The 26,319-nt window shown below is 36.8% G+C and carries 27 protein-coding genes; all 27 read left to right on the top strand.

The window, feature by feature from the left end; all coding sequences use genetic code 11:
- The first annotated feature begins 8 nt into the window (after positions 1-8).
- Positions 9-662, top strand: coding sequence for an acetyltransferase (locus J2736_RS23655; RefSeq protein WP_310501061.1), 654 nt, complete (start codon positions 9-11; stop codon positions 660-662).
- Positions 663-694: 32 nt separating this feature from the next.
- Positions 695-1,453, top strand: coding sequence for an SDR family NAD(P)-dependent oxidoreductase (locus J2736_RS23650; RefSeq protein ID WP_310501060.1), 759 nt, complete (start codon positions 695-697; stop codon positions 1,451-1,453).
- A gap of 39 nt (positions 1,454-1,492) precedes the next feature.
- Positions 1,493-2,587 (top strand): FkbM family methyltransferase, encoded by a 1,095-nt coding sequence (locus tag J2736_RS23645; protein WP_310501059.1) that lies wholly within the window; start codon positions 1,493-1,495, stop codon positions 2,585-2,587.
- Between the two features lie 20 nt (positions 2,588-2,607).
- Positions 2,608-3,708, top strand: coding sequence for a DegT/DnrJ/EryC1/StrS family aminotransferase (locus J2736_RS23640; protein WP_310501058.1), 1,101 nt, complete (start codon positions 2,608-2,610; stop codon positions 3,706-3,708).
- Between the two features lie 173 nt (positions 3,709-3,881).
- Positions 3,882-4,526, top strand: coding sequence for a class I SAM-dependent methyltransferase (locus J2736_RS23635; protein ID WP_310501057.1), 645 nt, complete (start codon positions 3,882-3,884; stop codon positions 4,524-4,526).
- A gap of 50 nt (positions 4,527-4,576) precedes the next feature.
- Positions 4,577-6,421: a glycosyltransferase gene (locus J2736_RS23630; RefSeq protein ID WP_310501056.1), complete on the top strand. Its 1,845-nt coding sequence runs from the start codon at positions 4,577-4,579 to the stop codon at positions 6,419-6,421.
- Positions 6,422-6,491: 70 nt separating this feature from the next.
- Positions 6,492-7,526 (top strand): GDP-mannose 4,6-dehydratase, encoded by a 1,035-nt coding sequence (gmd, locus tag J2736_RS23625; protein ID WP_310501055.1) that lies wholly within the window; start codon positions 6,492-6,494, stop codon positions 7,524-7,526.
- Positions 7,527-7,542: 16 nt separating this feature from the next.
- Positions 7,543-8,484: a GDP-L-fucose synthase family protein gene (locus J2736_RS23620; protein ID WP_310501054.1), complete on the top strand. Its 942-nt coding sequence runs from the start codon at positions 7,543-7,545 to the stop codon at positions 8,482-8,484.
- Positions 8,485-9,588, top strand: coding sequence for a glycosyltransferase family 2 protein (locus tag J2736_RS23615; protein WP_310501053.1), 1,104 nt, complete (start codon positions 8,485-8,487; stop codon positions 9,586-9,588).
- A gap of 64 nt (positions 9,589-9,652) precedes the next feature.
- Positions 9,653-10,642, top strand: coding sequence for a glycosyltransferase (locus J2736_RS23610; protein ID WP_310501052.1), 990 nt, complete (start codon positions 9,653-9,655; stop codon positions 10,640-10,642).
- A gap of 54 nt (positions 10,643-10,696) precedes the next feature.
- Positions 10,697-11,821 carry a glycosyltransferase family 8 protein gene (locus J2736_RS23605; RefSeq protein WP_310501051.1) on the top strand — a complete coding sequence of 375 codons (1,125 nt, stop codon included), beginning with the start codon at positions 10,697-10,699 and terminating at the stop codon, positions 11,819-11,821.
- Between the two features lie 9 nt (positions 11,822-11,830).
- On the top strand, positions 11,831-13,000 hold the full coding sequence (locus tag J2736_RS23600; protein ID WP_310501050.1) for a glycosyltransferase family 2 protein: 1,170 nt from the start codon (positions 11,831-11,833) through the stop codon (positions 12,998-13,000).
- A gap of 23 nt (positions 13,001-13,023) precedes the next feature.
- Positions 13,024-14,376, top strand: coding sequence for a sugar phosphate nucleotidyltransferase (locus J2736_RS23595; protein ID WP_310501049.1), 1,353 nt, complete (start codon positions 13,024-13,026; stop codon positions 14,374-14,376).
- Between the two features lie 80 nt (positions 14,377-14,456).
- Positions 14,457-14,693 (top strand): acyl carrier protein, encoded by a 237-nt coding sequence (locus J2736_RS23590; RefSeq protein WP_310501048.1) that lies wholly within the window; start codon positions 14,457-14,459, stop codon positions 14,691-14,693.
- Between the two features lie 338 nt (positions 14,694-15,031).
- Entirely contained in the window at positions 15,032-16,414 is a 1,383-nt protein-coding gene (locus tag J2736_RS23585; protein WP_310501047.1) for an AMP-binding protein, read from the top strand.
- On the top strand, positions 16,411-17,499 hold the full coding sequence (locus tag J2736_RS23580; protein ID WP_310501046.1) for a LuxE/PaaK family acyltransferase: 1,089 nt from the start codon (positions 16,411-16,413) through the stop codon (positions 17,497-17,499). The genes J2736_RS23585 and J2736_RS23580 overlap by 4 nt, the downstream gene beginning before the upstream one ends.
- A gap of 68 nt (positions 17,500-17,567) precedes the next feature.
- Positions 17,568-18,725 (top strand): acyl-CoA reductase, encoded by a 1,158-nt coding sequence (locus tag J2736_RS23575; RefSeq protein WP_310501045.1) that lies wholly within the window; start codon positions 17,568-17,570, stop codon positions 18,723-18,725.
- 13 nt (positions 18,726-18,738) lie between these two features.
- Positions 18,739-19,275: a UDP-4-amino-4,6-dideoxy-N-acetyl-beta-L-altrosamine N-acetyltransferase gene (pseH, locus tag J2736_RS23570; protein ID WP_310501044.1), complete on the top strand. Its 537-nt coding sequence runs from the start codon at positions 18,739-18,741 to the stop codon at positions 19,273-19,275.
- Between the two features lie 12 nt (positions 19,276-19,287).
- Positions 19,288-20,013, top strand: coding sequence for a glycosyltransferase family protein (locus J2736_RS23565; protein ID WP_310501043.1), 726 nt, complete (start codon positions 19,288-19,290; stop codon positions 20,011-20,013).
- A 30-nt stretch (positions 20,014-20,043) separates the two neighbouring features.
- Complete coding sequence (gene pseG / locus J2736_RS23560; RefSeq protein ID WP_310501042.1) at positions 20,044-21,087, top strand: UDP-2,4-diacetamido-2,4,6-trideoxy-beta-L-altropyranose hydrolase; 1,044 nt, start codon at positions 20,044-20,046, stop codon at positions 21,085-21,087.
- A gap of 3 nt (positions 21,088-21,090) precedes the next feature.
- Positions 21,091-22,149: a pseudaminic acid synthase gene (gene pseI, locus J2736_RS23555; protein ID WP_310501041.1), complete on the top strand. Its 1,059-nt coding sequence runs from the start codon at positions 21,091-21,093 to the stop codon at positions 22,147-22,149.
- A gap of 144 nt (positions 22,150-22,293) precedes the next feature.
- Entirely contained in the window at positions 22,294-22,680 is a 387-nt protein-coding gene (locus J2736_RS23550; protein WP_310501040.1) for a flagellar protein FlaG, read from the top strand.
- A gap of 11 nt (positions 22,681-22,691) precedes the next feature.
- On the top strand, positions 22,692-24,188 hold the full coding sequence (gene fliD / locus J2736_RS23545) for a flagellar filament capping protein FliD (protein WP_310501039.1): 1,497 nt from the start codon (positions 22,692-22,694) through the stop codon (positions 24,186-24,188).
- 18 nt (positions 24,189-24,206) lie between these two features.
- Positions 24,207-24,584: a flagellar export chaperone FliS gene (gene fliS, locus J2736_RS23540; RefSeq protein WP_397341479.1), complete on the top strand. Its 378-nt coding sequence runs from the start codon at positions 24,207-24,209 to the stop codon at positions 24,582-24,584.
- 14 nt (positions 24,585-24,598) lie between these two features.
- Positions 24,599-24,967 (top strand): hypothetical protein, encoded by a 369-nt coding sequence (locus J2736_RS23535; RefSeq protein WP_310501037.1) that lies wholly within the window; start codon positions 24,599-24,601, stop codon positions 24,965-24,967.
- A gap of 349 nt (positions 24,968-25,316) precedes the next feature.
- A complete protein-coding gene (locus tag J2736_RS23530; RefSeq protein WP_028556842.1) occupies positions 25,317-25,514 on the top strand; it encodes a cold shock domain-containing protein in 198 nt (65 codons plus the stop codon).
- A gap of 170 nt (positions 25,515-25,684) precedes the next feature.
- On the top strand, positions 25,685-26,233 hold the full coding sequence (hpf, locus tag J2736_RS23525; RefSeq protein WP_310501036.1) for a ribosome hibernation-promoting factor, HPF/YfiA family: 549 nt from the start codon (positions 25,685-25,687) through the stop codon (positions 26,231-26,233).
- The last annotated feature ends 86 nt before the right edge of the window (positions 26,234-26,319 follow it).

The following is a 26,319-nucleotide window of genomic DNA, read 5'->3' as shown; positions in this document are numbered from 1 at the left end:
GATTAAAGTTGGAGGATATTGTGATTTGTGGAGCAGGTGGATTTGCTAGGGACGTGGCGCACTTAATTGAACTGATTAATACAAATGAAAAGAAGTGGAACTTAATTGGTTTTATTGATGAGAATACTGAACTTACAAGTAAACTGTTAAATGGATTTCCTGTTATTGGTGATGAACTATGGTTCGAAAATAGAGAGAATCCCATTAATGTTGCTCTAGGAGTAGGCTCCCCCAAGATAAAAGAGAAAATAGTAAATAAATTGGAGAAGTTCGGTGAAAAAATTAAGTACCCTTCATTAATCCACCCTAATATTAGCATTTCAAAAACCAATAATATGGGTAAGGGTGTCATTGTTTGTGAGGGGAGTGTTCTGACGTGTAATATTACAATTCATGATTTTGTAACTATTAATTTAAACTGCACGATAGGTCATGACACAATAATAGAAGAATACGCAACGATTTCACCAAGTGCTTCTATATCAGGCAATGTACATATACATCAGAGTGTATATTTTGGAACAGGTGCAACCATTATTGAGAAGCTAACAGTAGGAAGAGGAACTATAGTTAGTGCAGGGGCTGTCGTATTTAAAGATCTTCCTATGAAGTGTACGGCAATGGGTAATCCTGCAAGGCCAATGGTGTTTCATGAAGAATAACTTTTTGCGTTCGTAAGGAGGGAAATAAAGGGATGGAGTTGCAAAGTAACTTGTTGGATAGAAAGGTTAGTTTTGTAACGGGAGCGAGTAGAGGTATTGGACGGGCAATTGTTGAAGAATTTGCTAAAAATGGGTCTATTATTTACGCAAATAGCTTAACTGAGGGTAGCTTAGCTGGACTTACAGAATATATATTTAAAAAGTATGGTGTTCAAGTTACTCCGTTATATTTTGATGTGAGAGACAGTCAGTCTGCTAAAAAAGCAATTATACAAATTCACAAGGAACAGGGAAAACTTGATATTCTAGTCAATAACGCTGGAATTATGAAGGATGCTTTAATTGGAATGATCACCAAACAGTTAATGGAAGATACTTTTTCAGTAAATGTATTTGCGGTAATGGAATTATTACAATTAGCTTCCAAGCTAATGATTCGACAAAAGTCAGGAAGTATTATTAATATTGCTTCTATTGTAGGAGTCAATGGTAATATGGGGCAATTAGTTTATTCTGCATCAAAAGGAGCAGTTATTTCCCTTACAAAAACTGCTTCAAAGGAACTTGCTCCTAAAAATATTCGAGTAAATGCAATTGCTCCAGGAATGATTGATACAGATATGTTCCAGTCAATTGGAAGAGAACATGTAGAGAAGCGATTGTCGAATATAGGAATGGGTAGATTAGGCACTCCTGAAGATGTTGCGAAGACTTGTGTTTATCTCGCTTCTGATCTTTCTTCTTATGTAACAGGCCAAATCATTGGTGTAGATGGTAGTGCCCTGGTATAAATAAAAAATAATATAATTGAGGGAAGGTGGTTCAATTTCATGGAGTTCTTATCACAAATTCGTAATGTTAGAAATGTAAGAATTGAGATTTTTAATGAAATACAAGAATCAACATATCCATTACTGATATTTGGTGCAGGAGAAATAGCTGATCATACAATTAGATTGCTCGAAAAAAAACAGATAAAAATAAATGATGTATTCATTTCAGAAGGCGAAGGAAACGGCAATAGAATCAGAGGATATGAAGTTAAATCCTTACAATATATTTTAGAGAAATATAAAAAGGTTAATGTAATAGTCGCATTTGCAAATTTCAAGAATGGTATTTCAGAGGTAAAGCAATACTTTGGAGATGTAGTTAAAAGTATTTTTGTACTAGATGATGTGTACCAAAACAATTATTACTCATACGATTTTGTAGAGAAAAATGCTTTTTTCTTTGAGCAAGTTTATAACTCGCTTTCAGATGACTTATCAAAAAAAACTTATATTGAGTTTATAAATACAAAAATTTCAGGCGATCCAAGTAAACTATATGATTACGCCAGAATTGAGGAGTTTTACACAGTAGATAACTTGATTACATTCTCCGAGGGTGAAGTGTTTTTAGACTGTGGAACGTACTCGGGGGATACAATAGAATTATTTTATCGAAAATTTAGAGACGTATGGGATAAAGTTCATGTTGTCGCATTTGAACCTGATTCCAATAATTTAGATTTGTTATCTAACATGTTGAATAGAGAAAATATAAACAATGTTGAGATTGTACCCAAGGGAGTGTGGAACTACAATAATAAACTTTATTTTAATAGCGACGCACAAGTATCTGCAGTTACTGGGTCAGGAATAACATCTATTGATGTTGTGAGTATAGATGATTACTGTAAAGAATTACAGCCAATTACTTTTATTAAAATGGATATTGAAGGAGCCGAAATGGAGGCTCTAATGGGCGCAGTTGAAACAATAAAAAAATATCGACCAAAATTAGCTATTAGTATTTATCATAAACCAGAAGATATCTTTTTGATTCCAAGATTTTTGAAGATGCTTGTTCCTGAATATAAATTTTTTGTACGTCAACATAAATATATTTCGGTAGATCTAGTCCTTTATGCGGTTATTTAGTTAAAAAGAGGTGCATTGTAATGCAGATACCAATTTATCAGCCTAGTCTTCGTGGTAATGAAAAAAAATATGTGAATGAATGCTTGGAGAATACGTGGATTTCATCTAAAGGTGAGTTTATCGGGAAATTTGAAAAAGGATTTGCTGCTTATATAGGAGTTAACTATGCAAGTGCTGTTAGTAACGGTACAGTTGCACTACATGCTGCCCTTTTGGCATTAGGAATTGGTTCGGGTGATGAGGTATTAGTTCCTACCTTAACATACATTGCGTCAGTCAATGCTATAAGTTATACAGGTGCAAAACCCGTGTTTGTAGATTCAGAATATACAACATGGCAAATGGATGTGGACCAATTAGAGAGCCAAATAACTTCAAGAACGAAAGCTATAATGGTTGTTCATCTGTATGGACAGCCAGTTGATATGGATAAAGTCATGCTTATTTCAAAAAAATATAATTTATATATTATTGAAGATTGTGCAGAAGCTATTGGTTCTATGTACAAAGGAAAATATGTGGGTAGTTTTGGAGATATATCGACATTCAGTTTTTACGGAAACAAAACAATAACTACAGGAGAAGGGGGGATGGTCGTTTCTAATAATGAGTGTTTAATAAAAGAGGTTAATCGGTTTAAAGGCCAGGGATTATCAGAAAGTCGCGAGTACTGGCATGACCTTATTGGATATAATTATAGAATGACAAATATCTGTGCAGCTATTGGACTAGCGCAACTTGAGAAAATAGATGAAATATTGCAAGAAAAAAAACACCTGGCAGAGACATACAAGGATAAGTTAATCGGATTACCGGTTACGTTTCATCAAGAGACAGGTGATGTAAGACATTCATATTGGATGTGTTCAATTCTCGTTCGTGAATCGGTTCAGAGAGATTCTTTAAGGAAGTTTTTATTAGACAGTGGTATCGAAACGCGTCCATTATTTTATCCGATACATAATATGCCCATGTACAAAGAATTGGGTACAGTTACAAACTATCCTGTAGCAGAAGATATCAGTTCGAGAGGAATTAATTTACCTAGTTGGCAAAATTTATCAAATAAGCAAATTGATTATATTGTTTCTAAAATAAGAGATTTTCATTTAAATTTATAATGGAAAATAAATTGAATTTCTAGTTAAAGGAAGTGAAATAATTGCTGTGCCCGGTCTGTGATAGCTCAACAGAATTTTATTTTGTTAAAACATTTAATAAATTCTCTCTATCAAAAGTTAATTATTATAAATGTAGTAAATGCAAATTTGTTCTTTCAAAAACACACTATGAAATGGAAAAAGAAGTTTGGGAAAAGTTGAATCTAGATTTCCATCTATCCTATCAAAACTCAGAACATAATCCAGAAGATCCTCGGTGGTTGACGAGATTAAACTATCAAGCTGACGTTCTTAAAGAACTTTCTGATTTGGGTATCATACCTTATGAGGAAGGTGAATGGGTGGACTATGGATGTGGTGATGGAAAATTAGCTGACATGTTAACAAGTCGCGGGAAGACGACATTAAAGTATGATGCTTATATGAGTTCGGAAGAATACCTAAGTAATGAACAATTAAGATTAAAAAAATATGATGTGGTGATAAATACTTCGGTTTTTGAGCATATTCTAGATTTTGAAGATTTTAAGAAGATCATAGAATTACTAGGAGATCGGGGCGTTCTAGCGTTACATACTCTAGTAGCAGAGGAAATCCCACAGGATTCAGAATGGTTCTATTTAGTTCCCGTTCACGTTTCATTTTTTACAAATAGAAGCATGGATATTTTGTTTAAAAAATGGGGATTTGTTTCATCGTTATATCACCTTGAATCTCGTATGTGGTTTTTCTTTAAACACGAGTTAAATATTAAGACCGAAGTTCTAAACAAGTACAATCTCCATTATAAAGTTGGATTTATGGATTATTGGAAATAAAACGATCATGAATTTAATAGGTTATGAGTTTATAAGCGAGGAGAATAGTAATGAGAGAAATTAATTTAGGAGTAATTGCTTCTGAACTAATTCATTGGGGAGGAGGAGTGGATTTCTTAAAATATTTATTAACTGGTATATCCTCGATAAATAAACAGCTAAATAATGTTTATGTATTCTGTTTAGAAGAGGATAAAAGCAAGGTGAAATTAATTCTAGAAGAAATTAATTCTAATTTTGTTGTAATACCTTTAGGAGAAAATAATGTAAATAAGGAGAGTTTAATAGAAAAAATAAAAGAGAAAGACATTCATTGTCTCCTACCAGTCTCGAGATCACTAGGGGAAGGGTTTCCAATATCAACTATTGGGTATATACCTGACTTTCAACATAAATACTATCCAGATTTTTTTAGCAAGTCAGAAATAATATACAGAGATAAGGTTTTTTCGAACTTATTATTTGATACAACTGCCATTTTAGTAAATTCGAGAGCTGTTTGCAACGACGTTGAAAAATATTATGAGAAACTTGCTACGAAAACTTTTAGTTTGCCCTTTGGTCCAATATTTAGAAGCGAATGGAAAGATTTTAATGATTGCACCATATTATCAAAATATGCATTGCCTGATAATTATTTTCTAATTTCAAATCAGTTTTGGATGCATAAGTCGCATAGGACTGCATTTACAGCTTTGAAGTTATTGTATAGTAATGTTAATCAGTATCAAAACATAAAACTGGTGTGTACTGGTAATCCAAGTGACTACAGAAATAATAACTATTTCAACGAGCTAATGAGTTATATAGAAGACTTAGGTATTACTAAAGATATATTATTTTTAGGATATATACCAAAAATTGATCAGATTGCAATTATGAATAATGCTTTAGCTGTAATTCAACCTTCAACATTTGAAGGTGGACCTGGCGGAGGTTCTGCATATGATGCAATTGCGATTGGTAAACCTGTTATAATGTCAGATATACCTGTTAACTTAGAAGTAAATAAAGGAGAAGTATTATTTTTTAAGACAGAGTCGCCTGAAGATTTGGCTAATAAGATGATTGAATTTTTGAATAATAGCAAGAAGAAAGAAGTATCGATTGATTTTTTGCTTAACGTTAGTAGAGAAAACATTGAAAACTTAGGGAGTAGACTGTTAGAGTGCATAAATTTTTCTGTGGAATCTTTCAAGCAAAAGTATAACAGTATAAAAGATAATATTTATTTTTGTGATAATTTGCACGCAATAGATGATTTAAACGGTAAAGATTTCTTATGTATTCAAAATAAAGATTTTCAGTTAAGTGCAGATTTTTTTAGAGTTGCAAATTTATATACAAATGGTATCCACGATTTAATTATTTCTGGTCTACGAGTTTTAAGGAAAAATGGGGATAGCTTTTATGAGGATATAAATCCAAGTTATTTGTATAAACAGTATGAGGATAATGCCACTCTATTTCCATATATCATAACGAATAAAAATCTTTTTTCAAATGATACAAAATATAATAAATCAATCAGATATATAAATGATTCCTTGGTATCCACAACATTAGAGAATTATATCATTAATATTCTGTTTAAAGACGTCCCGCAGAATAGTAATTTATATATATATGGTGGAGGGACACATACAAGAGAACTATTAAAGGAAGTTAATTTTGAAAAATTCAATTTACGCGGAATTATTGATAATAATCTTGATTTGAGAGGAACATCAATAAATACAACTCCTATTTGCTCATTAGCAGACATTCAAGATAGTAATGTGGATTTAATATTAATTTCCTCAGCAGCTTATGAGGAGGAAATTTATAAAGATTTGAAATGCAAATTTAGTGGGAATAAAATTATAAAGCTATATGGAATAACTTCGCAAATGTAGTCGATTGAGTTTTTAAAAGCTTGCTTCCATCCATCTATACAACTATTCGTGACTAAAGGAAATGATAAATATGAAAATTGCATTAATTACTGGAATCAATGGACAAGACGGTGCGTATTTAGCTAAATTTCTCTTAGAAAAAGATTATGAAATACATGGACTAATTCGCCGCTCATCCATCGAAAAAAATGATCGTATAGAGGAATTATTAAAAGATGCAAGATTACAATTGCATTACGGAGATATGACAGATTCATCAAATCTAATTCGACTTATTTCGGAAATCAAACCAGATGAAATCTATAATTTAGCTGCACAAAGCCATGTACAAGTTTCCTTTGAAACACCAGAATATACAGCAAACGCGGATGCAATAGGTACTCTACGTATACTCGAAGCGATACGGATACTAGCTTTAGAGAGAAAAACAAAGGTTTATCAGGCTTCAACTAGTGAATTGTATGGTAAAGTACAAGAAACTCCGCAAAGTGAAACTACACCTTTCTATCCACGTAGCCCATATGCGGCAGCAAAACTATATGCTTACTGGATAACTGTAAATTACCGTGAGGCTTACAATATGTATGCTTGTAATGGTATTTTATTTAATCATGAATCTCCATTACGTGGAGAAACTTTCGTAACACGAAAGATTACCTTAGCTGTTGCTCGTATTAAACAAGGAATGCAAGATGTACTGTATTTAGGAAATTTAGACGCCAAACGCGACTGGGGATATGCAGGTGATTATGTTGAAGCAATGTGGCTTATGCTTCAGCAAGATACACCAGAAGATTACGTAATTGCTACTGGAAAAACACAAACCGTACGTGAATTTATTCAATTGGCATTTCTTGAAGTTGATATTCTAATTAAATGGGAAGGTTCAGGATTAGATGAAAAAGGGATTGATAGCCGTACCGGCAAAGTGGTTGTATCAATTGATCCGAAATATTTCCGTCCAACTGAGGTTGAGCTTCTTTTGGGCGATCCTTCTAAAGCTAAAAAACAACTAGATTGGCAGCCAAGGGTGAATTTTGAAAGTCTTGTGAAAATGATGGTTCAAGCAGATGTGGAGTTTGTTAAGAAACAAAACAGGTCTTAATAATAAGGTGAGCTAATTGAATAAACTTTCTAAAATATATGTTGCTGGCCATAATGGATTGGTCGGATCAGCAATTGTTCGTCGCTTACAAGGTCAAGGATATGAGCATATTGTGACTCGTACCAGTAAAGAATTAGATTTACGAGATCAGCAGCAGGTTGACGCTTATTTCAAAAGTGAGAGACCTGAATATGTTTTTTTAGCAGCCGCGAAAGTTGGAGGGATCTTAGCAAATGCTACATATCCTGCCCAGTTTCTATATGATAATTTAATGATTCAGTCGAATGTGATTGAAGCAGCCAGAAGATATCAGGTTGAGAAGCTGTTGTTCTTAGGTAGTACTTGCATTTATCCTAAAAATGCTCCTCAACCGTTGAAAGAGAGTTACTTGTTAACTGGTGAACTTGAGTCATCGAATGAACCATACGCGATAGCAAAAATTGCTGGAATAAAAATGTGTAGTGCATTTAACAAACAATTCGGAACGAATTATATGAGTGTTATGCCAACAAACTTATATGGGCCAAATGATAATTTTGACCTGCAAACTTCTCACGTATTGCCAGCGCTAATGCGGAAAATTCATGAAGCTAAACAAAATAATTTATCTAATGTAACAATTTGGGGTACGGGAACCCCCCTTCGTGAATTTTTGCATGTAGATGATTTGGCTGACGCATGTGTGTATCTCTTCCAAACATATGATGCAAGTGAATTAGGGGAATTTGTTAATGTTGGGACAGGTAAAGATATTTCAATTCGGGAATTAGCAGTACTTTTGTGTAAGGTTATCGGATACGAGGGTCACTTGGTATTCGATATTTCAAAGCCTGATGGAACACCACGGAAGGTGACGGATATTGAGAAATTATCTTCACTTAAATGGAAACCTTCTATTTCACTAGTTGAAGGTTTGAAGAGTACCTACTCATGGTATTGCGAGAAGGAGATGAGATAAATGGGAAATCAAGATCTAAAGATAAGTATTATTACTGCTTCATACAATAGTGGGCGTACAATTGAACAGACAATACTGAGTGTAATTAATCAAACATACAACAATATTGAATATATTATTATTGATGGCGATTCAAAAGATGAGACCATGAATATTGTTAATAAATATAAAGAAGGTATTTCTACAATAGTTTCTGAGAACGATAAAGGCATATATGATGCCTTTAACAAAGGATGCAAACTAAGTACAGGTGAGTATGTTTTATTTGTGAATTCGGATGATTATTTGCATGATGCAAATGTTATTGCTGATATGGTAGATTTCGTGGAAAATCAAGATGATCCAATCGCTGTTTATGGTAGTCTCTATTTAATAAATGAAAAAACAGGTTGGTCTCATAAAATTGCAAGGAAATTTGAATACTCTGACTTACAACGCGGGCTTATGCCACCGCATCCAAGTTTTTTGTGTAAAAGAAAAATTCTTGAAGAATTTGGTTTTTTTAAGCTTGATTATAAAATAGCATCAGATTTTGATTTGATCTTTTCTATTTACAAAAAATATGGAGATCGTATTTATTATAATAATAGAGTAACATCTTTCTTTAGAATTGGAGGATTATCTAGTCATATAAGTACGATTCATAGAACCTATGAGGAACTAAAAGATATATTATTAAAAAATGATTGTGATGCTCCAACAGTTGGTAAAAAAGTTGAAAAAGAAGATTACTTAAAGAGATGGCTAGAATCGCAATTATTCGATCAAAAAGGAATTTCCTATTCGCTTGTAAATGAAACCGTTCATAAAGTTGCTATTTTTGGCACTAGTGATTTAGCTCTACTCATGTATAAAGACCTATTGAATCATGGGATTGAAACAGTTATTTTCTTAGATAACGATTCAAGCAGGTATCATATTGAAATGAATGGCGTAGAAGTTTGTGCTCCTAGCTGGCTGACGGATCACGTTCAGGAAATTGACGCGATTATGTTAGTTTTTGAAGGAAACCATGAGGAAGTTGTAACGAAGCAAATTAAGGAGTTAACGAACGATAGGGAAATAAAAGTGATTAGCTGGAGAGATTTGATTCACCGTTTGTAGCTTTAACGTTAGTTTTAAGCACCTCAATGAATCGAGTGATAACATGGTAAAAGTTAGCGTTAGTATGACGGTATATAATGGAGAAAAAGATATACGAGAATCAATTGACAGCATTGTTAATCAAACATTTAATGATTTCGAATTAATTATTATTGACGATGCTTCAACAGATTCCACTTGGGAAATTATACAAAGCTACACCGATTCGCGTATAAAAAAATATAAATTTGATTCTAATAGAGGCGTGGGGTATGCCAACAATTTTGCACTGCAAAAGGCAAATGGCTTGTATTTTGCGAAATTAGATGCAGACGATATCAGCGAATTAGATCGCTTGGAGAAACAAGTTGACTACCTGGATAAGCATCAGGACATTTCATTGGTGTCATCCAAGATTAATTATTTCCCTGATAATGAAAATGTAGAGAAATCGCAGAGGTATCAGGATCTCAAAGCGACTTATGAATTTCAAGTGAATGCACAAAAAACAATCGCAGATATTGAAAAAGAATTATATTGGTACTGTTGTCTTGTGCACACTACAATCATGGTTAGAAAAAAGGATGTAGAACGAGTCGGTTATCCGATGGATCTGAGAGTCGGTGAAGACTATCATCTTTTCTACAATATGAATAAATTGGGATTAAAGCTAGCGAAAATGGATGAAACGCTCGTCCAAGTGAGGATTTCAAATCATTCTGTAACATCCAATAAAGATGATTCAATATTAACTAACATCGTACACATAAAAAAGATGGAACTCGCTAATTTTTTGGGAAAAAATCCACGTAAGGTAGCTATTTGGGGAACGGGCAATTTAGGACGAGATACGTACAAATTAATTTTCGATATGTTCGGCATTGAGGTGGATTTTTTCATTGACTCAAATTTATTAGTAGTTGGTACAACTGTATTAAATAAAGAGGTTATCTCACCCAATGAAATAGCCCCATATAAAATCATTGTCGCGTCATCCTATGGAAAATTTGCCATTTCAAAGATTTTGGAAGCACAAGGATTCAAGCATCTGATTGAATACTTTGTAATCTATTAGCAGGCCCAGACACTGAGATCGGCCGGAAGTTGCAGCTAACTAAGAGGTGAACAAATGGAGAATATCCATATCGTTTCTACAATTGATTCCAATTATATTCAGCATTTTTGTACGATGTTAGCATCAATTGTGAAAAATACAAACTATCGGGAGCGTCTTATTGTTCACTTAATACACGACGGTCTGACTGAGCTCGAAACCGATCAAATATTACAATGTACGAATAAATTAGGTTTACAAATCTGTTTTCTTAAAATAGATAAAGAGAATTTTATAGAATTTGATGTTAGCGGACATTTTAGTTTAGCTATATATTATCGACTTATGATTCCATCTCTATTCGATAAAAATGTAGAAAAAATACTTTACTTAGATGTTGATATTATTGTTCGTAAAGATATTGTTGAACTATGGAATTTAGAGTTAGGAAATTATTCAATTGGTGCAGTTGAAGATCAAGATGGATATCTGCGTTTAAAGGAGCTAGGTATCCCGGAAGATAATAAGTATTTTAATGCAGGAGTACTATTAATAAATTTAAATAAATGGCGAAGCAATGCTATTGCTTCCAAAGTTGCTGCATTTATCAGTAATAATCGTCAGAAATTAAAGTATCATGATCAGGACGCGTTAAACGCGATTCTCTATAGTGATTGGATCGAACTACCAGTGACATGGAATATACAATCCAATATGTATAAGGATTCAGACGAGAATCAGGCAATTGAAGAAGGCGAATTAGCCTTAGCAAAAGAAAATCCTTCTGTTGTGCACTATACCACAGCTTCAAAACCATGGCATGTAACGAGCACGCACCCTTTTAAAGAAGAGTATTTCCATTACTTACAGTATACACCGTTTAAAAATTTTCAGATGGTTGATCCGGGGCTAAAAGATTTGCTGCAACGTAAACAGAAATTGTTTATTTTTGGAGCAGGTATTTTAGGGGAGAAACTAGTAACAGCGCTTCAGTTGCAAATTAGCGGTTTTATTGATAATAGCAAAGATAAATGGGGGAGAATGCTGTTGCAGAAAGAAATAAATTCTCCTGGTAAACTGCTAGATTTTCCTAAAGAAGAAATAGGAATAGTTATTGTAAGTGTTCATCATAAAGCAATTGAGAAGCAGCTTGCTTCTTTAGGATTTCAAGAAAATATTGATTTTGTGAGTCAATTGTGAGGAGAGCCAATGTATAAAATTACTGCAGTTATTCCTGCCTATAATGCGGCTTTTTATATTGAAGCAGCATTGAAAAGCATTATTAAGCAAACCTATCACGTTCATGAAATCATCGTTATTGATGATTGTAGTCAAGATGATACATCGAAAATTGTTAAAGAATTGGCTTCACAATATCATCATATCCAATTTTTTAGACTAAATGAGAATAAAGGTGTATCTCATGCTCGTAATTTCGGACTTAAGCAGGCGACGAACAACTGGGTATTATTATTAGATGCTGACGATATATTGGAACCAAATATTGTAGAGAAGCATATGTATTATTTGAATAATATTGGAAATTATAGTCAACTTGCTTTAATCTACTCGGCATATCGACAAATGGATGCAGCAGGAGAAATAATTGATGGTATTATAAGAGGGAAAGAATTAAAACAGAAGGAAGCATTTGGTGAACTTCTTGTTCGTAATCTAATCATTACACCATCAGGTCTATTGTTAAATCAGCGGTTTGTGCTTGAGTATGGGAATTTTAACGAGTCTTTAAGCTCGCAAAATGAAGATTGGGATTTATGGTTACGACTATCCCGATATAGTGATATCGGTTATATAGATGAGCCATTAGTTAGAATTAGAAGACATGCCAGCAATGCAACAAGTACGCTAAATATCGCCAGTTCTTTAGAACGAATAGTTTTGGGGCAATATCAATTGGATGAAATTAGATCAGCAGTCCTACAGCGCTCGTATTCTGAAGTGAGAAATATACTTGATTATGTATCGATGCTTTTTCGTTTCCAAAAGTGGGATGAAGGGTTTGTCGAGTTGGAGTATTTGATATCGGCGGATATATCAGAGCAGGGATCCATTTTATTTTTAAAAGCAGTGTTTTACATTAATAATAAACAGTTTGAGAGTAGTAAAAGTCTATTTGAGCAAATACTTCAAATAATTCCGAGTCATGGAGCCACTTTAAACAATCTAGCTGTATTGTGTGCAATAGAATCGAGTTTTGATGAAGCACACAAGTTTATAGACAATGCGTTAAAGCTTTACCCTAACTATATTGATGCTAAAGCAAATTTACATTTAATCAATGCAAATGTACAGGACCTTAGTAGCTATCGTTTCACATCAAGGGAATTACGACCTGTTTTGTTGAGTTATGAAGGATAGAAAAACTTATTTGGAGTGTACATATGAAAATCGTATTACTTTCGGGCGGCTCTGGGTCTAGATTATGGCCCCTTTCCAATGATTCACGTGCGAAGCAGTTTCTAAAGGTTCTTGAAAACGACCAAGGTGAAAAAGAGTCAATGGTTCAGCGTGTTTTTTGTCAATTAACAAAAAATAGGCAAAAGGATGATATCATTGTAGCAACAAGCTCCTCACAAGTAGAAATGCTTCATTCTCAAATAGGCACAGGGGTACCAATTATTATTGAGCCGGAGAGAAGAGATACATTTCCCGCGATTGCACTAGCTTGCAGCTATATTTATTCAGTGACAGAAATGGACGAGAATGAAGTGGTAGGCATTGTGTCTGTTGATGCATACGTTCATGACCGTTTTTATGAGCGAGTTTTTGAACTTGAGTCGCTTGTGAAAGAATCAGATGCGGAAATGGCTTTACTGGGGATTAAACCGACATATGCATCTTCGAAGTATGGATATTTAATTCCCAAATCTCATCATCGTTATTTAGAGGTGGATCATTTTACAGAGAAGCCAACGGAAGCCTATGCAGAAGAACTGATTCAATTAGGTTCGTATTGGAATAGTGGTGTATTTGCATTCCCATTAAAACTAATTGTTAATTGGTTAAGACGCAATGACTTTCCCGTTATATATGATGAGCTTCTTCAAAGGTACAGTGGTTTACCAAAAAATAGTTTCGATTATGAAGTTGTCGAGCACCTCCGTCATATTGTTGCCTTAACCTATGATGGCTATTGGAAGGATCTCGGTACATGGAATACACTAACAGAAGAGATGTCGCAATCCATTATTGGAAATGGTCGATCCAGCAGTGATTGCGAAAATACGCATATTATTAATGAATTAGATTTGCCTGTAAAAGTATTAGGGATCTCTAATGCAGTTGTTGCTGTAAGTGCAGATGGGATTCTTGTGACAGATAAATCTGCTAGCTCTAGAATGAAGGAAATGTTAACGGATGGATTATTTGCAAGGCCCATGTATGAGGAGCGTCGTTGGGGTTGGTCTCGCGTTCTTGATTATACGAAGCAAGAGGGTGTAGAAATTCTTACTAGACGCCTGCATATAGATGCGGGGAAAAGTTTAGAATATCAGCAGCATCTTTTTCGTAGAGAGATGTGGACAATTATTTCTGGTAAAGGTAAAGTTATTCTAGATGGCATTCAGAAGAAAGTAGCCCCAGGTGATGTGTTGGAGATACCAGCTGGTTTGAAGCATGCGTTGTTGGCGGAAACAAATCTTGAATACATTGAGGTACAAATAGGATCTACACTGGTTGAAGAGGATGTTGTTCGATTATCGTATGATTGGAGTAATTTTGAAATCACTGTGTAGTCGCTGATGTATAATTAGATATATGCAATGGAAGACTTTATTTTGTATTTAAGTAGGAATTAGTCTAGGGGGGAACTCACATGAACGAGCAAAAGCTTAGATCCATTTTCGCGGAGGCGCTAGGAGTCTCAGAAAGCATCGTCGTTGACGAGTTGGCTTATAACAGTATTGAACAATGGGACTCTATAGCTCATATGGCGCTCATTTCTGTTATTGAAGAAGACTTTGACATTATGCTAGATACAGATGACGTTATAGATTTGAGTTCTTTTGCCAAGGCGAAAGAGATTTTAGGCAAATATGGCCTTTCGTTTTAAGTGGTTTCACATAAGTGTCAACAACACTGGAGTTTGAGCATTTTGAATCGTCTATACGAAAGGTTGTCTCCGATGGCGCAGCTTTTGCACATCTGAGATAACCTTATTTATTTTCATTAATTTTTGTCTTAATGAACGTTAATCACTATCCGCAAAATCCGATTATCATATACTTTGAGTTTTTACTGAAATACTTGGCTGATTAAAATGTGAGTACGATTGTCTGCATTTCAGACGTGGACGTTAGGAATTGCTCAACAGGTCTAATTACATTTCCGTCAAAAGCCGATAATAGTAATAATAGAATCCTTTTTAGAAGAATAAGGGAGGTGCGCGTGGTGTCTGTATTTTGGAATCTTAATAATCAAAATGAACAACAAGCCGTCGTTTCGACCGACCATAATAGCATAACATATAGCGCACTTCAGCAACTCGTGGACGATTTTAAATCAAATCTGCCCAGTGCTACAAACAAACAGCTCGGACTATTGCTTTGTTCGAATGACGAAGTGACACTCGTTGCCTATCTTGCTAGTTTGCAGTCAGGTCACGCTGTCATGCTAGTTGATGAGCAATTAGAACGATCATTACTTGAGAAGATAATTGATACATATAAGCCAACCTGGATTGCCTCGACCTCTATGGTGCATACATTTGAGGACTACCAACAATCCTTATCGTTTTTATGGGTTGAGAAGCATCCCTCCCAGACAATAGACGTTCACCCCGATCTGGCCGTCCTACTTAGCACATCAGGAACGACGGGGAGCGCTAAATTTGTGCGCCTCTCTTATGAAAATTTGCAAGCCAATGCATTGTCGATTTCGAAGTATTTGCAATTAGATGCGACAGAACGGGCGATTACAACATTGCCTTTCCAATATTCATATGGTTTATCGGTCATTAACAGCCATCTTCTTGTTGGCGGCGCCTTAATTATGACCAAAGCTTCAGTTTTATCCAAAGAATTTTGGAGTTTATTTAAAGAACAAGAGGCAACATCGTTAGCAGGGGTTCCATATACGTACCAAATGCTGCATCGTCTTCGCTTTGGATCCATGGAGCTGCCTTCATTACGTTATTTTACACAGGCTGGTGGACGCTTAGCGACGAACTTAGTACAATCTTTTCATGAAGTTGCAAGGGAAACGGGTAGACGGTTTTATGTGATGTACGGACAAACTGAAGCAACAGCGCGGATGAGTTATGTTCCTTCGGAACTACTTTCGGAAAAAGTAGATTCAGTTGGAAAAGCCATTCCAAACGGGAAATTTCAAATTGATGAAGAAACATCAGAACTTATCTACGAAGGACCAAATGTGATGCTTGGTTATGCCGAAGCTCCAGAGGATTTAGCAAAAGGAGACGAGTTGAAGGGGAAACTTCATACGGGAGATATAGCTGATATGGATGATGAAGGTTTCGTGTACATCAAAGGACGAATGAAGCGATTTATTAAATTATTTGGGTTACGAATGAACTTAGATGAGATTGAAAAGCAATTAGAAGCAGCCATGTCAGTAACCGTTGCTTGTACAGGAAATGATGATAAACTAATTATTCTGACAGAAGATGAGACGAATATTGATCGGATTAAAGAGTTCCTACGTAATTTGTACAAACTACATGCATCATCTTTCTCTGTGAAAGCTGTGCCGATGTTGCCTCGATTGGAAAATGGAAAAATGAATTACACCAAATTAAAGGAAATGATGTTATGAATGAAACCATTTTTCAATCTCCTTTTGAGATGAAACGTGCCGATAAAAAGGCTTTAATAATAGAAGAGTTAAAAAAATTAACAGCTTTTCATAAGGATCATTGTGAACCTTATGAGCAAATTTTAACGAAAGTTCCATTTGACCAAGAAATTGCTAGCATGGAACAAATGCCGTATTTGCCTGTTCAGCTTTTTAAGATGCTTGATTTATGTTCTGTCCCAAAAGAAGAAGTAATGAAAACATTAACTTCAAGTGGGACAACTTCGCAGCAAGTATCCAAAATCTACATTAACCGTGAGACGTCGGAGTTGCAGTCGAAAGCGCTTGTATCCATCGTGAGAGATTTCATCGGGAAACAGAGGCTGCCGATGATCATTATTGACACGAAGAATGTGATCAAAGATCGTAAATCGTTCAGTGCAAGAGGAGCTGGAATTGTCGGCTTTTCTAACTTTGGACGCAACCATTTCTATTTGCTGGATGACAACATGGAGATAGATTGGGATGGCTTATACGCTTTTATAGAAAAGCATAAGGGCGAGCGGATTTTTTTATTTGGATTTACATTTATGATTTGGCAATACTTCTTTAAAATATGTCGTGATAAAAACATTCAACTTCCACTCGATAATAGTATTTTGATTCACGGTGGAGGATGGAAGAAATTAAGTGATGAATCGGTCAGTAATGAAATTTTCAAACAATCCTTGCTCGAGCAATTTCATATTCCTCTAGTTCACAACTATTATGGCATGGTTGAACAAGTGGGTTCGATTTTTATGGAGTGTGAGCATGGACATTTTCATACTCCCAACTTTGCAGATGTGCTGATTAGAGATTTTGACACGTTGGAGCCAGTTACGATTGAAAAGAAGGGCATTGTTCAAGTTATTAGTATTCTGCCGAAAAGTTATCCTGGACATAGCTTGCTGACGGAGGATGTTGGAACCTTACATGGGGAGGATGATTGCCCCTGTGGTCGAATGGGGAAACACTTCACAATTGAAGGTAGGGTTCCGAAAGCAGAAATAAGAGGTTGCAGTGATACGCACGCTTATGACCAACAGAATGGAGTGAATGTGTAATGGAATCTCTATTGCCAAAGAGGTTGGTCATTGAAAGATGGCAAGAACATGCTACGAAAATGACGAAGATGAGACCTTTACATCCTTTTTCTCCCGTTGTTGTGCAGTTTTTAAATGAAGTTTCTGCACTCATTTTAAAGAACAAACAAATGCGCGCGTATCCCGAGCTGATGGCCACCGGATATTGGCTCAGAAAAGCAAATATTATTCGGATTCAACAAGATTTTATGAAGCGTAACGAGAACATGATATCGCTTGCTAGAGGGGTGGTTTTGCATTTCGCGCCTTCCAATGTGGATACAATTTTTTTGTATTCATGGGTGCTATCTATGCTAGCGGGAAACCTAAATATTGTTCGCCTATCTCAAAAAAGAAATGAGCAGCTCGAGGTTTTACTTGAAATAATCGGCAGTGTAATGGATCAAGACAAGTATGAAGATATTAAACAGCGGACGCTGTTTGTAACATATGCACATAACCAGCAAATCTCGCAATTCCTCTCAGGCATATGCCACGTTCGGGTCATTTGGGGGGGAGATCAAACGATTCGAACGATTAGGGATATTCCTTTGCCGCCATTAGCAACAGAGCTCGTATTTGCAGATCGTTTTTCAACGGTCGTACTCTCGGCAGATCAACTTATCCATTTAGAAGATGAACAACTTTCTAAACTTGTACATGATTTTTATAATGATGCGTTCTGGTTTCAGCAGATGGCATGTTCTTCACCAAGGCTTGTATGCTGGGTCGGAAATGATAGAGAGATTGAAGAAGCGAAAACAAGGTTTTGGGGCGAGGTTACAGCCAAGCTTCAAAGTGAGCAGTACGAGTTACCAACAGCCTTGCAATTAACTCGTTTGACGACAGCCTTTTTCTATGGTGCACATACGTATACAGATGCTGTATCTACGGCATTGCTACATACCCCAACACGTGTTGAAGTGACTGAAATCAATGAACAAATCAGAGAAACACATTGTGGTGGAGGGTTATTTTTAGAACTATCCTGTGTGTCGTTGTTACAACTTGCGACATTTGTCGCAGATAAAGACCAGACATTATCTTATTTCGGGTTTACAAAAGAAGAGTTGAAGGAATTCATTTACTCCTTACAAGGACGAGGAATAGATAGAATCATACCGGTTGGGAAAGCTTTGGATTTTGCAGAGATATGGGACGGGTACAATCTATTAACTTACTTTACAAGGGAAGTTGATTTGCGTTAAGGGGGAGAAATAGGTGGAGTTTTTGAAAGTGAAGGAGGAGCATTTAGAACAAATTTTGAAATGGCGGACGAGTGAGCATGTTACTAAGTATATGTTTACAGATATCGCATACAACTTGGATAATCAAAAGTTATGGTTCGAGAGTATTTCGCGAGATGCAACGAATAAGTACTGGGTAATTGCCATTAAGGGGCAGTTGATAGGCTTAGTTTCATTAACGAATATAGACTGGAATAATTTTAGAGCCTATTGGGCCTATTATATCGGTGATACACAGTTTAATATAGTAGGTGCGATGATCGGGCCGTACTTATATAATTACGTTTTTCAAAAGCTGGGTTTTCATAAATTGCTTGGTGAGGTTATGGCTCATAACGAAAATGTAAGAAAGATTCACTTGAAACATGGCTGTACGGAAGTGGGGCATTATCGCGATCATATATATAAAAATGGTTCATTTCATGACGTGTATATGTACGAAATGCTTGCAGATGAATGGAACAGGAACGGCGATAAATTTAAACGATATATTGGTAGTTTTGAAGAATAGGTGGTAAACATCATGAAAACATTGATCATTATTCAAGCGAGAATGGGTTCTTCTCGTCTACCTGGGAAAGTATTGTTGCCTCTCGGTGAGACTGTTGTATTGGATTATGTTGTAAAGCGTTGTCGCAAAGTAGTGGGAGTAGCGGAAGTTATTGTTGCTACGTCTATTTTATCGCAAGACAATGCTATTGCAGATTGGTGTGAGCAAAACGGAGTCGCCTGTTTCAGAGGTTCGGAGGACGATGTATTGTCGAGGTACTACAAGTGCGCGGCCCAATATTCGCCGGATTATGTTATTCGTGTAACATCTGATTGTCCATTCGTTGATTATGAAATGGCGAGTGATCTCGTTAAGATGATGGAGCGTGAGCAGGTAGATATCTTAGATGTAGAGGGAGAACTTCCTCGCGGCCTTGTAGTTGAAATTGTTTCCTTCTCAGCTTTAGAAAGAATGAATCGAATAGGTAAAGAGCCGCGTCACCGCGAACATGTAACTTATTATGCCTATGAACATCGGGAACAATTTACGCGCAAATTATATAGAATAAAGCCTGTGCTTAACCAACCGCATCTCAGAATTACACTAGATACAGAAGAGGATTACGCAGTGTGTGAAAGTATCGGAGCTCATTTCCGAGATAATCTGTTTGTTGCTTCTGCGAAAGTAGTGGAGTTCCTGCTTAAGAACCCTGATATAGCAGCATTAAATGCACATATTGAGCAGAAACTAGTCGTTTAGCTTTAGGGAAATAGAGGGTGGGGTATCATCATGCAAGTATTCATACGCGTCGACGGCTCAACATCAATAGGGACAGGCCATGTCATGAGATGCGTACTACTGGCGGAAATGCTCGTAAAAGTAGGAGCAATCGTCTCCTTCCTAATGAGAGCTGAGCAAGGTCATCTATGTGATTGGGTTGCGGATAAAGGATTTCATGTGTTCCAAATGCGCGAGGGATTATTCACGCAAAGTGAAGATGAGGAAGAAGTCATTGAGATCCTGAAAGAGCAAGACTCCGTTGACTGGCTGATTGTAGATCATTATGGGTTAGATGCACATTGGGAGAAGAAAATTCGAAGCTATGCTCAGCATATAGCAGTAATTGATGATTTAGCCAATCGTAAGCATGACTGTAACCTTCTTCTTGATCAAAATTATGTACCAAACCTGGAGCAACGCTACGACTCGCTTGTGCCTACTTCCTGTCGGCTGTTGTTGGGACCACCTTATATTTTACTGCGCCCAGAATTTTTACACGAACGTAAGAATATTCGTACACGCAAAGGCGATATAAAGAGGATTCTTGTTTTCTATGGTGGAAGCGATCCGACAAATGAAACGATGAAAGTTTTAAAAGCGTTCGAGGTTAGCGAGGCTAGTGGGATCAAGGTGGATGTGGTTGTAGGAAACGCAAATCCTTTTCGGGCAGAGATAAAGGAAACATGTACACGTCTTGGTTATGAGTATCATTGTCAGATTGATTACTTAAGTTCATTGATGAGTGCAGCTGACTTTTCATTGGGTGCAGGTGGAGTTACGATGTGGGAACGCTGTTTTCTCGGTCTTCCAACTGCGGTCACCATTGTAGCTGATAATCAAAGAGAAACCACAGAGGCAACGGCACAGTTTGGAGCTATTTGGAATGTTGGGTTTCATCAGAAAGTACAAGTTCAAGATTATAGGGATGTTTTACATAAAGCATTAATAAGTTCGGTAGATTTGGAAATGATGAGTGAGAATGCGCTGAGTTTATTAGGTAAATCAGTAAATACTGGTGTGCATCCAGTTGTTCAGACGATATTGGAGGGATAATTGATGATTCGAGATATTCAAATTGGCCATCGTTTAATTGGTCCAACACATAAGCCATTTATTATTGCTGAAATGTCTGGCAATCATAATCAGTCGTTAGAGCGAGCTTTAAGGATTGTAGAACTTGCAGCGGAATCGGGTGTTGATGCGTTAAAACTTCAAACGTATACAGCTGAAACAATGACATTGAACATCAATGAAGGCGATTTTTTTATCGATGATCCTAATAATTTGTGGCAAGGAAATTCTTTGTACAATTTATATGAACAGGCTTATACACCTTGGGAGTGGCACGAGCCTATTTTCAAGCGTTGCGCGGAACTAGGGTTGTTGGCATTCAGCACGCCATTTGATGAAACAGCAGTTGATTTTCTAGAAGGACTGAATGTTCCAGCGTACAAAATCGCTTCTTTCGAAAATACAGATCTACCGTTAATCCGCAAAGTTGCAGCAACAGGGAAGCCAGTTATTATTTCCACAGGGATGGCTACTGTTGCAGAACTCGATGAAACGGTTCGCGCAGCTAGGGAAGCTGGTTGCCGTGATTTGATTTTATTAAAATGTACGAGTACATATCCAGCTACACCAGAAAACTCAAACTTAAATACAATCCCACACTTGAGAGATCTCTTTGATTGCCAAGTTGGGCTATCGGACCATACAATGGGAGTTGGCGTGGGAGTAGCATCAGTTGTACTTGGTGGTACAGTGATTGAGAAGCACTTCACAACAGCGCGCGAAGATGGTGGAGTCGATTCCGCTTTTTCGATGGAGCCGCATGAAATGAAAGCACTCGTTACGGAGGCTGAACGTGCGTGGCAGGCCCTCGGAAATATTCGATATGGTGCATCGGATGTCGAAAAACCAAGCTTGAAACATCGGCGCTCGTTATATATTGCGCAAGATTTGCAGGCAGGGGACGTATTGACAAAAGAAAATGTCCGTGCGATTCGTCCAGGCAATGGTCTTGCTCCGAAATATATGGAAGTTGTGCTCGGAAAGAAACTTAGCCAAGATGTGAAAAAGGGAACGCCTCTTTCTTTGGATTTATTGCTTTCATAGAAAAACCATAATCAATAGATTTTCTTTCTCTATCTGAAACCCAGCATAAATTATGCTAGGGTTTCTTTAACTTGAAAATACCTCTAAAATACTCTCATATTTTTTCCGATATAATAGTAATCAGTCTAAAAGGAGCGGGTTATTGTGGAGAATATATCAAAAGTTGCGATAGGTACATTTCCTCAACAAAGTTATGATCGTCCTAAACTAGAGATTCAAGGGTCGGCAACATCTAGTAAATCTGACTTACCAGAGCAAGTGGACTACATTTCTAAACAAGCAGACGATAATCTCAAGAAAGAATATTTAGAACAAGAGTTAGATAAATCAATTGATGTTTTGAATAAATTAATGCAATTGAACTACACGCACGTTAGCTTCCAAAAGCATGAAAAAACGAATGAATATTATATTCAAGTTATTAATGACGAGACGCAGGAAGTTATCCGTGAAATACCTTCTAAGAAGGTGTTGGATAGGGTTGCAGAAATGAATAAAATGGTTGGATTGTTAATAGATCAGAAAAGGTAGGTGCATATAATATGGCAGGTCCAATTCGTATGGGCGGTTTAGTTTCAGGCCTTGATACAGATACAATTATTAAGAATTTAATGAAAGCTGAAAAAGCGCCTTTAAACAAGATGCTCCAATTGAAGCAATCTGAAGAGTGGAAACGTGATCAGTATAGGGAAATGAATAACCTATTACTTGATTTTAGAAAAGCTTCAGAAGGCTTGAGATTGCAGGCAAATTTTCAGAAAAAAGCGATATCCTCAGATAATGATGGCGTTGTTTCAGTTACGCAAAAAGGTACTCCGACATTGTCGTCCTATGACGTCAATGTGACAGGTCTTGCCACGCCAGCTAAGGCTGCTTCAGTGAAATTTACTACTAGCTTAGATAGTACTACACCGATTGGTGAGACATTCTCATTTACAGTAGGATCTAAAAGCATAGATGTAGCAGCAACGGACACAATGAGCAATGTGATAAGTAAGATTAATGCACAATCTTCAACTACCGGAGTTACTGCTAGCTATGTTCAAGGGGATAAATCCATTACATTTACATCAAAAGCAACTGGCAGTGCTGCTTCTGTTACTATCGGGGGAGCATTTGGGGCTTCAAATAAACTCGGTTTATCTGCGGGCACAGTTGATAAGAATAGTACCGCATTTGCAGGGGCGACGGCTTTCCAAGCATCGAAAGATGCTCTACCAGGCAATGTAAAAATTAACGGTATTGACTATGCTTTCACCGGTTCTTCCTTAACCTTCGATGGTTTGGAATTCAATCTTAAAAGTGTCGGTTCAACGAGAGTCAATATGAAGACGGATGAAGATGCCATCTTCAACTCGATTAAAGGATTCGCTGATAAGTATAATGAGCTGATTAGCAAAGTTAATACGAAATTGACCGAGTCAAAATATAACGATTATAAGCCTCTATTAGATGAAGAAAAAGAAGCTATGAATGAAACGCAAATTGAAAAGTGGGAAGCGAAAGCACAAAGCGGTTTATTAAGAAGGGACTCCATACTTTCGGGGGCATTAACCGATTTCCGTAAAGTACTTACAGATAGAGTTGAAGGATCAGGTATTGACCCTAAATTTGACACACTAAGCGAAATTGGTATTACGACCGGTGGGTACCAAGAGAATGGGAAGCTCTATATTGATGAAGATAAACTTCGTCAAGCCATTAGTCAAAATGGTACGCAAGTAATGGATCTTTTTACGAAATATAGCGCGGACACGGATCGTACGAAGAACTTTAAAGAAAGTGGTATCGCTCAGAGACTTTATGCACAAGTCAATAATTCGATTAAGGATTTAACAGATAAAGCTGGGAGCAGTGCGTATTTAAGTGATAAGAGTGTATTGGGCAAGGAGTTAAGGGAGCTTGATACGAATATAAGGTCATGGAAAGAACGTTTGGAAAAAAAGGAAGACAGCTATTGGAGAAAGTTCACTGCTATGGAGAAGGCTATGAGTCAGGCTAACTCGCAAAGTTCTTGGTTATCTCAACAAACTGGCTAAAACAAGAGGAGTGATGGGATAATGTATACTGCAGCTCAGAAATATCAAAATAATCAAGTGAATACAGCACTACCCGAAGAACTAACCCTTATGCTTTATAATGGTGCAATTAAGTTTATTAAACAGGCAAAATCAGCCGTTCAAGAAAAAAATCAAACAATGGCAAATGAATTTAGCAAAAAGGTGCAAGATATCATCAGTGAACTAATTATAACTGTGGATAGATCATACCCCGTTTCGGAGCAATTATTGATCATGTACGATTACATGAATTGGCGGATGATTCAGGCTAACATCCAGAAGGATGTTGCCATGTTAGACGAGGTAGAGGATTTATTGGTACAGTTCCGAGACACTTGGAAGGCAGCTATGAGTTTGTCTAAACAGCATGCATAGAGGGAGAGTATGTTATGAAAAGTGTTGTTCTTGATGAACTGCTGAACCAATTACTTCAGCTGACACTTTCCCTAGAGCAAGTTGTATCGGAGAAAGAAAGCGATCCAGAACTGTGGGTTGAACTTGTTTCTCAACGGCAAGTTATTATGGACGAGCTTACGAACTTATTTAGAGAAGGCGTCACGTTAACGGAAACTCAAAAGCAAACAATTATGCAGCCTGCGTATGAAATGAATATCAAAATTGTAGCGCTGATGACTCAGGAAAAGGACAAGATGGCAGCACAGATAGCTAACCTGCAAAGAAGCAAAGCTGTTAATGACCAGTATGGAGGACTAGGTAATGCCTCTCCATATGGTGCTTTTTTTGATAAAAAGAAATAACTCTAAATTTTTATAAGACACCTCCAGATAATAAGTGGATTTTCGAGACGAATCCATTGATAATCTGGAGGTGTTTTTTGATTGTGAGTTAATAACACAACCTGTGGACAATGTGCATAAACCTGTGAATAACTTTGTTAATAACATGTAAACAAGCCCGTCACGACAGGATTCTACAAATTCTGCAGTTATCCACGGATTGTATATACACGAATTTTCAGAAATATTAAATTTATATAAAGTTAGAAATTGACAGGTCAAGCAAATCGGTGTTATAGTCGAAATGTAAGGGTTTACATTTTATTGGTATTCATTTTATATTTTTCAAAACGAAAGGATTGTGTACGTTATGCAAGGTAAAGTGAAATGGTTTAACGCAGAAAAAGGCTATGGTTTCATCGAGCGCGAAGATGGTGGAGATGTTTTCGTACATTTCTCAGCGATTCAGTCCGAAGGCTTCAAAACGCTGGACGAAGGTCAAGCTGTTGAGTTTGACATCGTTGAAGGCGCGCGCGGACCACAAGCTGCAAACGTAAGCAGACTATAATTATTTGGCATGTGTAGTGCCATTGCATACACCAACGAACAAGATCACCCTGGAAACCATTCTGGGGTGTTTTTTATATTTTGCCTAGAAAGATTGGCTCGGAATTTAAAGGAATTATGAAGTTGGAGTGGAATGTAGTATAATGTAAGTAGGAAGGGAGATGTTTAACTATGGAAATTAGCATTCGCGGAGAACACCTTGAAGTTACTGAAGCCCTCGGAGACTACGTCGACAAGAAGTTGAATAGACTTGAGAGGTATTTTGAAGCTCCCCTTACATCCGATGTACAAGTAAAGCTAAGTGTGGTTAAAGGTCTTCAAGCCATCGAAGTAAGCATTCCGCTAACCGGCGTGCTACTACGTGCAGAAGAACGCAACACGGACATGTACGCATCCATTGATTTGGTTGTGGACAAATTAGAACGTCAAATTCGTAAGCACAAGACTAAAACGAACCGTAAAATTCGCCAAGATGGCGGCAAACGTGATCTGTTCAAAGCAGAAGTCGCGGCAGCTTCCTACATGGAGGAAGAAGAGGATTACGAGCTTGTACGTAACAAACGCTTCAATCTGAAGCCGATGGACGTAGAAGAAGCGATTCTCCAAATGAATATGGTGGGCCATAACTTCTTTGTTTTCTCCAATATGGAAACAGACACAGTTAATGTAGTCTACAAACGAGACGACGGTAAGTACGGTTTAATCGAACCGGCGATGTAATGCATAAACAAATTGCCTAATACATTCAATGAACATTCCTATACAAAAATGATCAAGTGAGCTTAATTCGATGTCATCGGATTAAG

This window comes from Paenibacillus qinlingensis (genome assembly GCF_031455095.1).
Taxonomy (GTDB): Bacteria; Bacillota; Bacilli; order Paenibacillales; family NBRC-103111; genus Paenibacillus_E; species Paenibacillus_E qinlingensis_A.
Note: the sequence above shows the minus strand (reverse complement) of the source record. Positions and strands in the feature narration are given on the sequence as shown.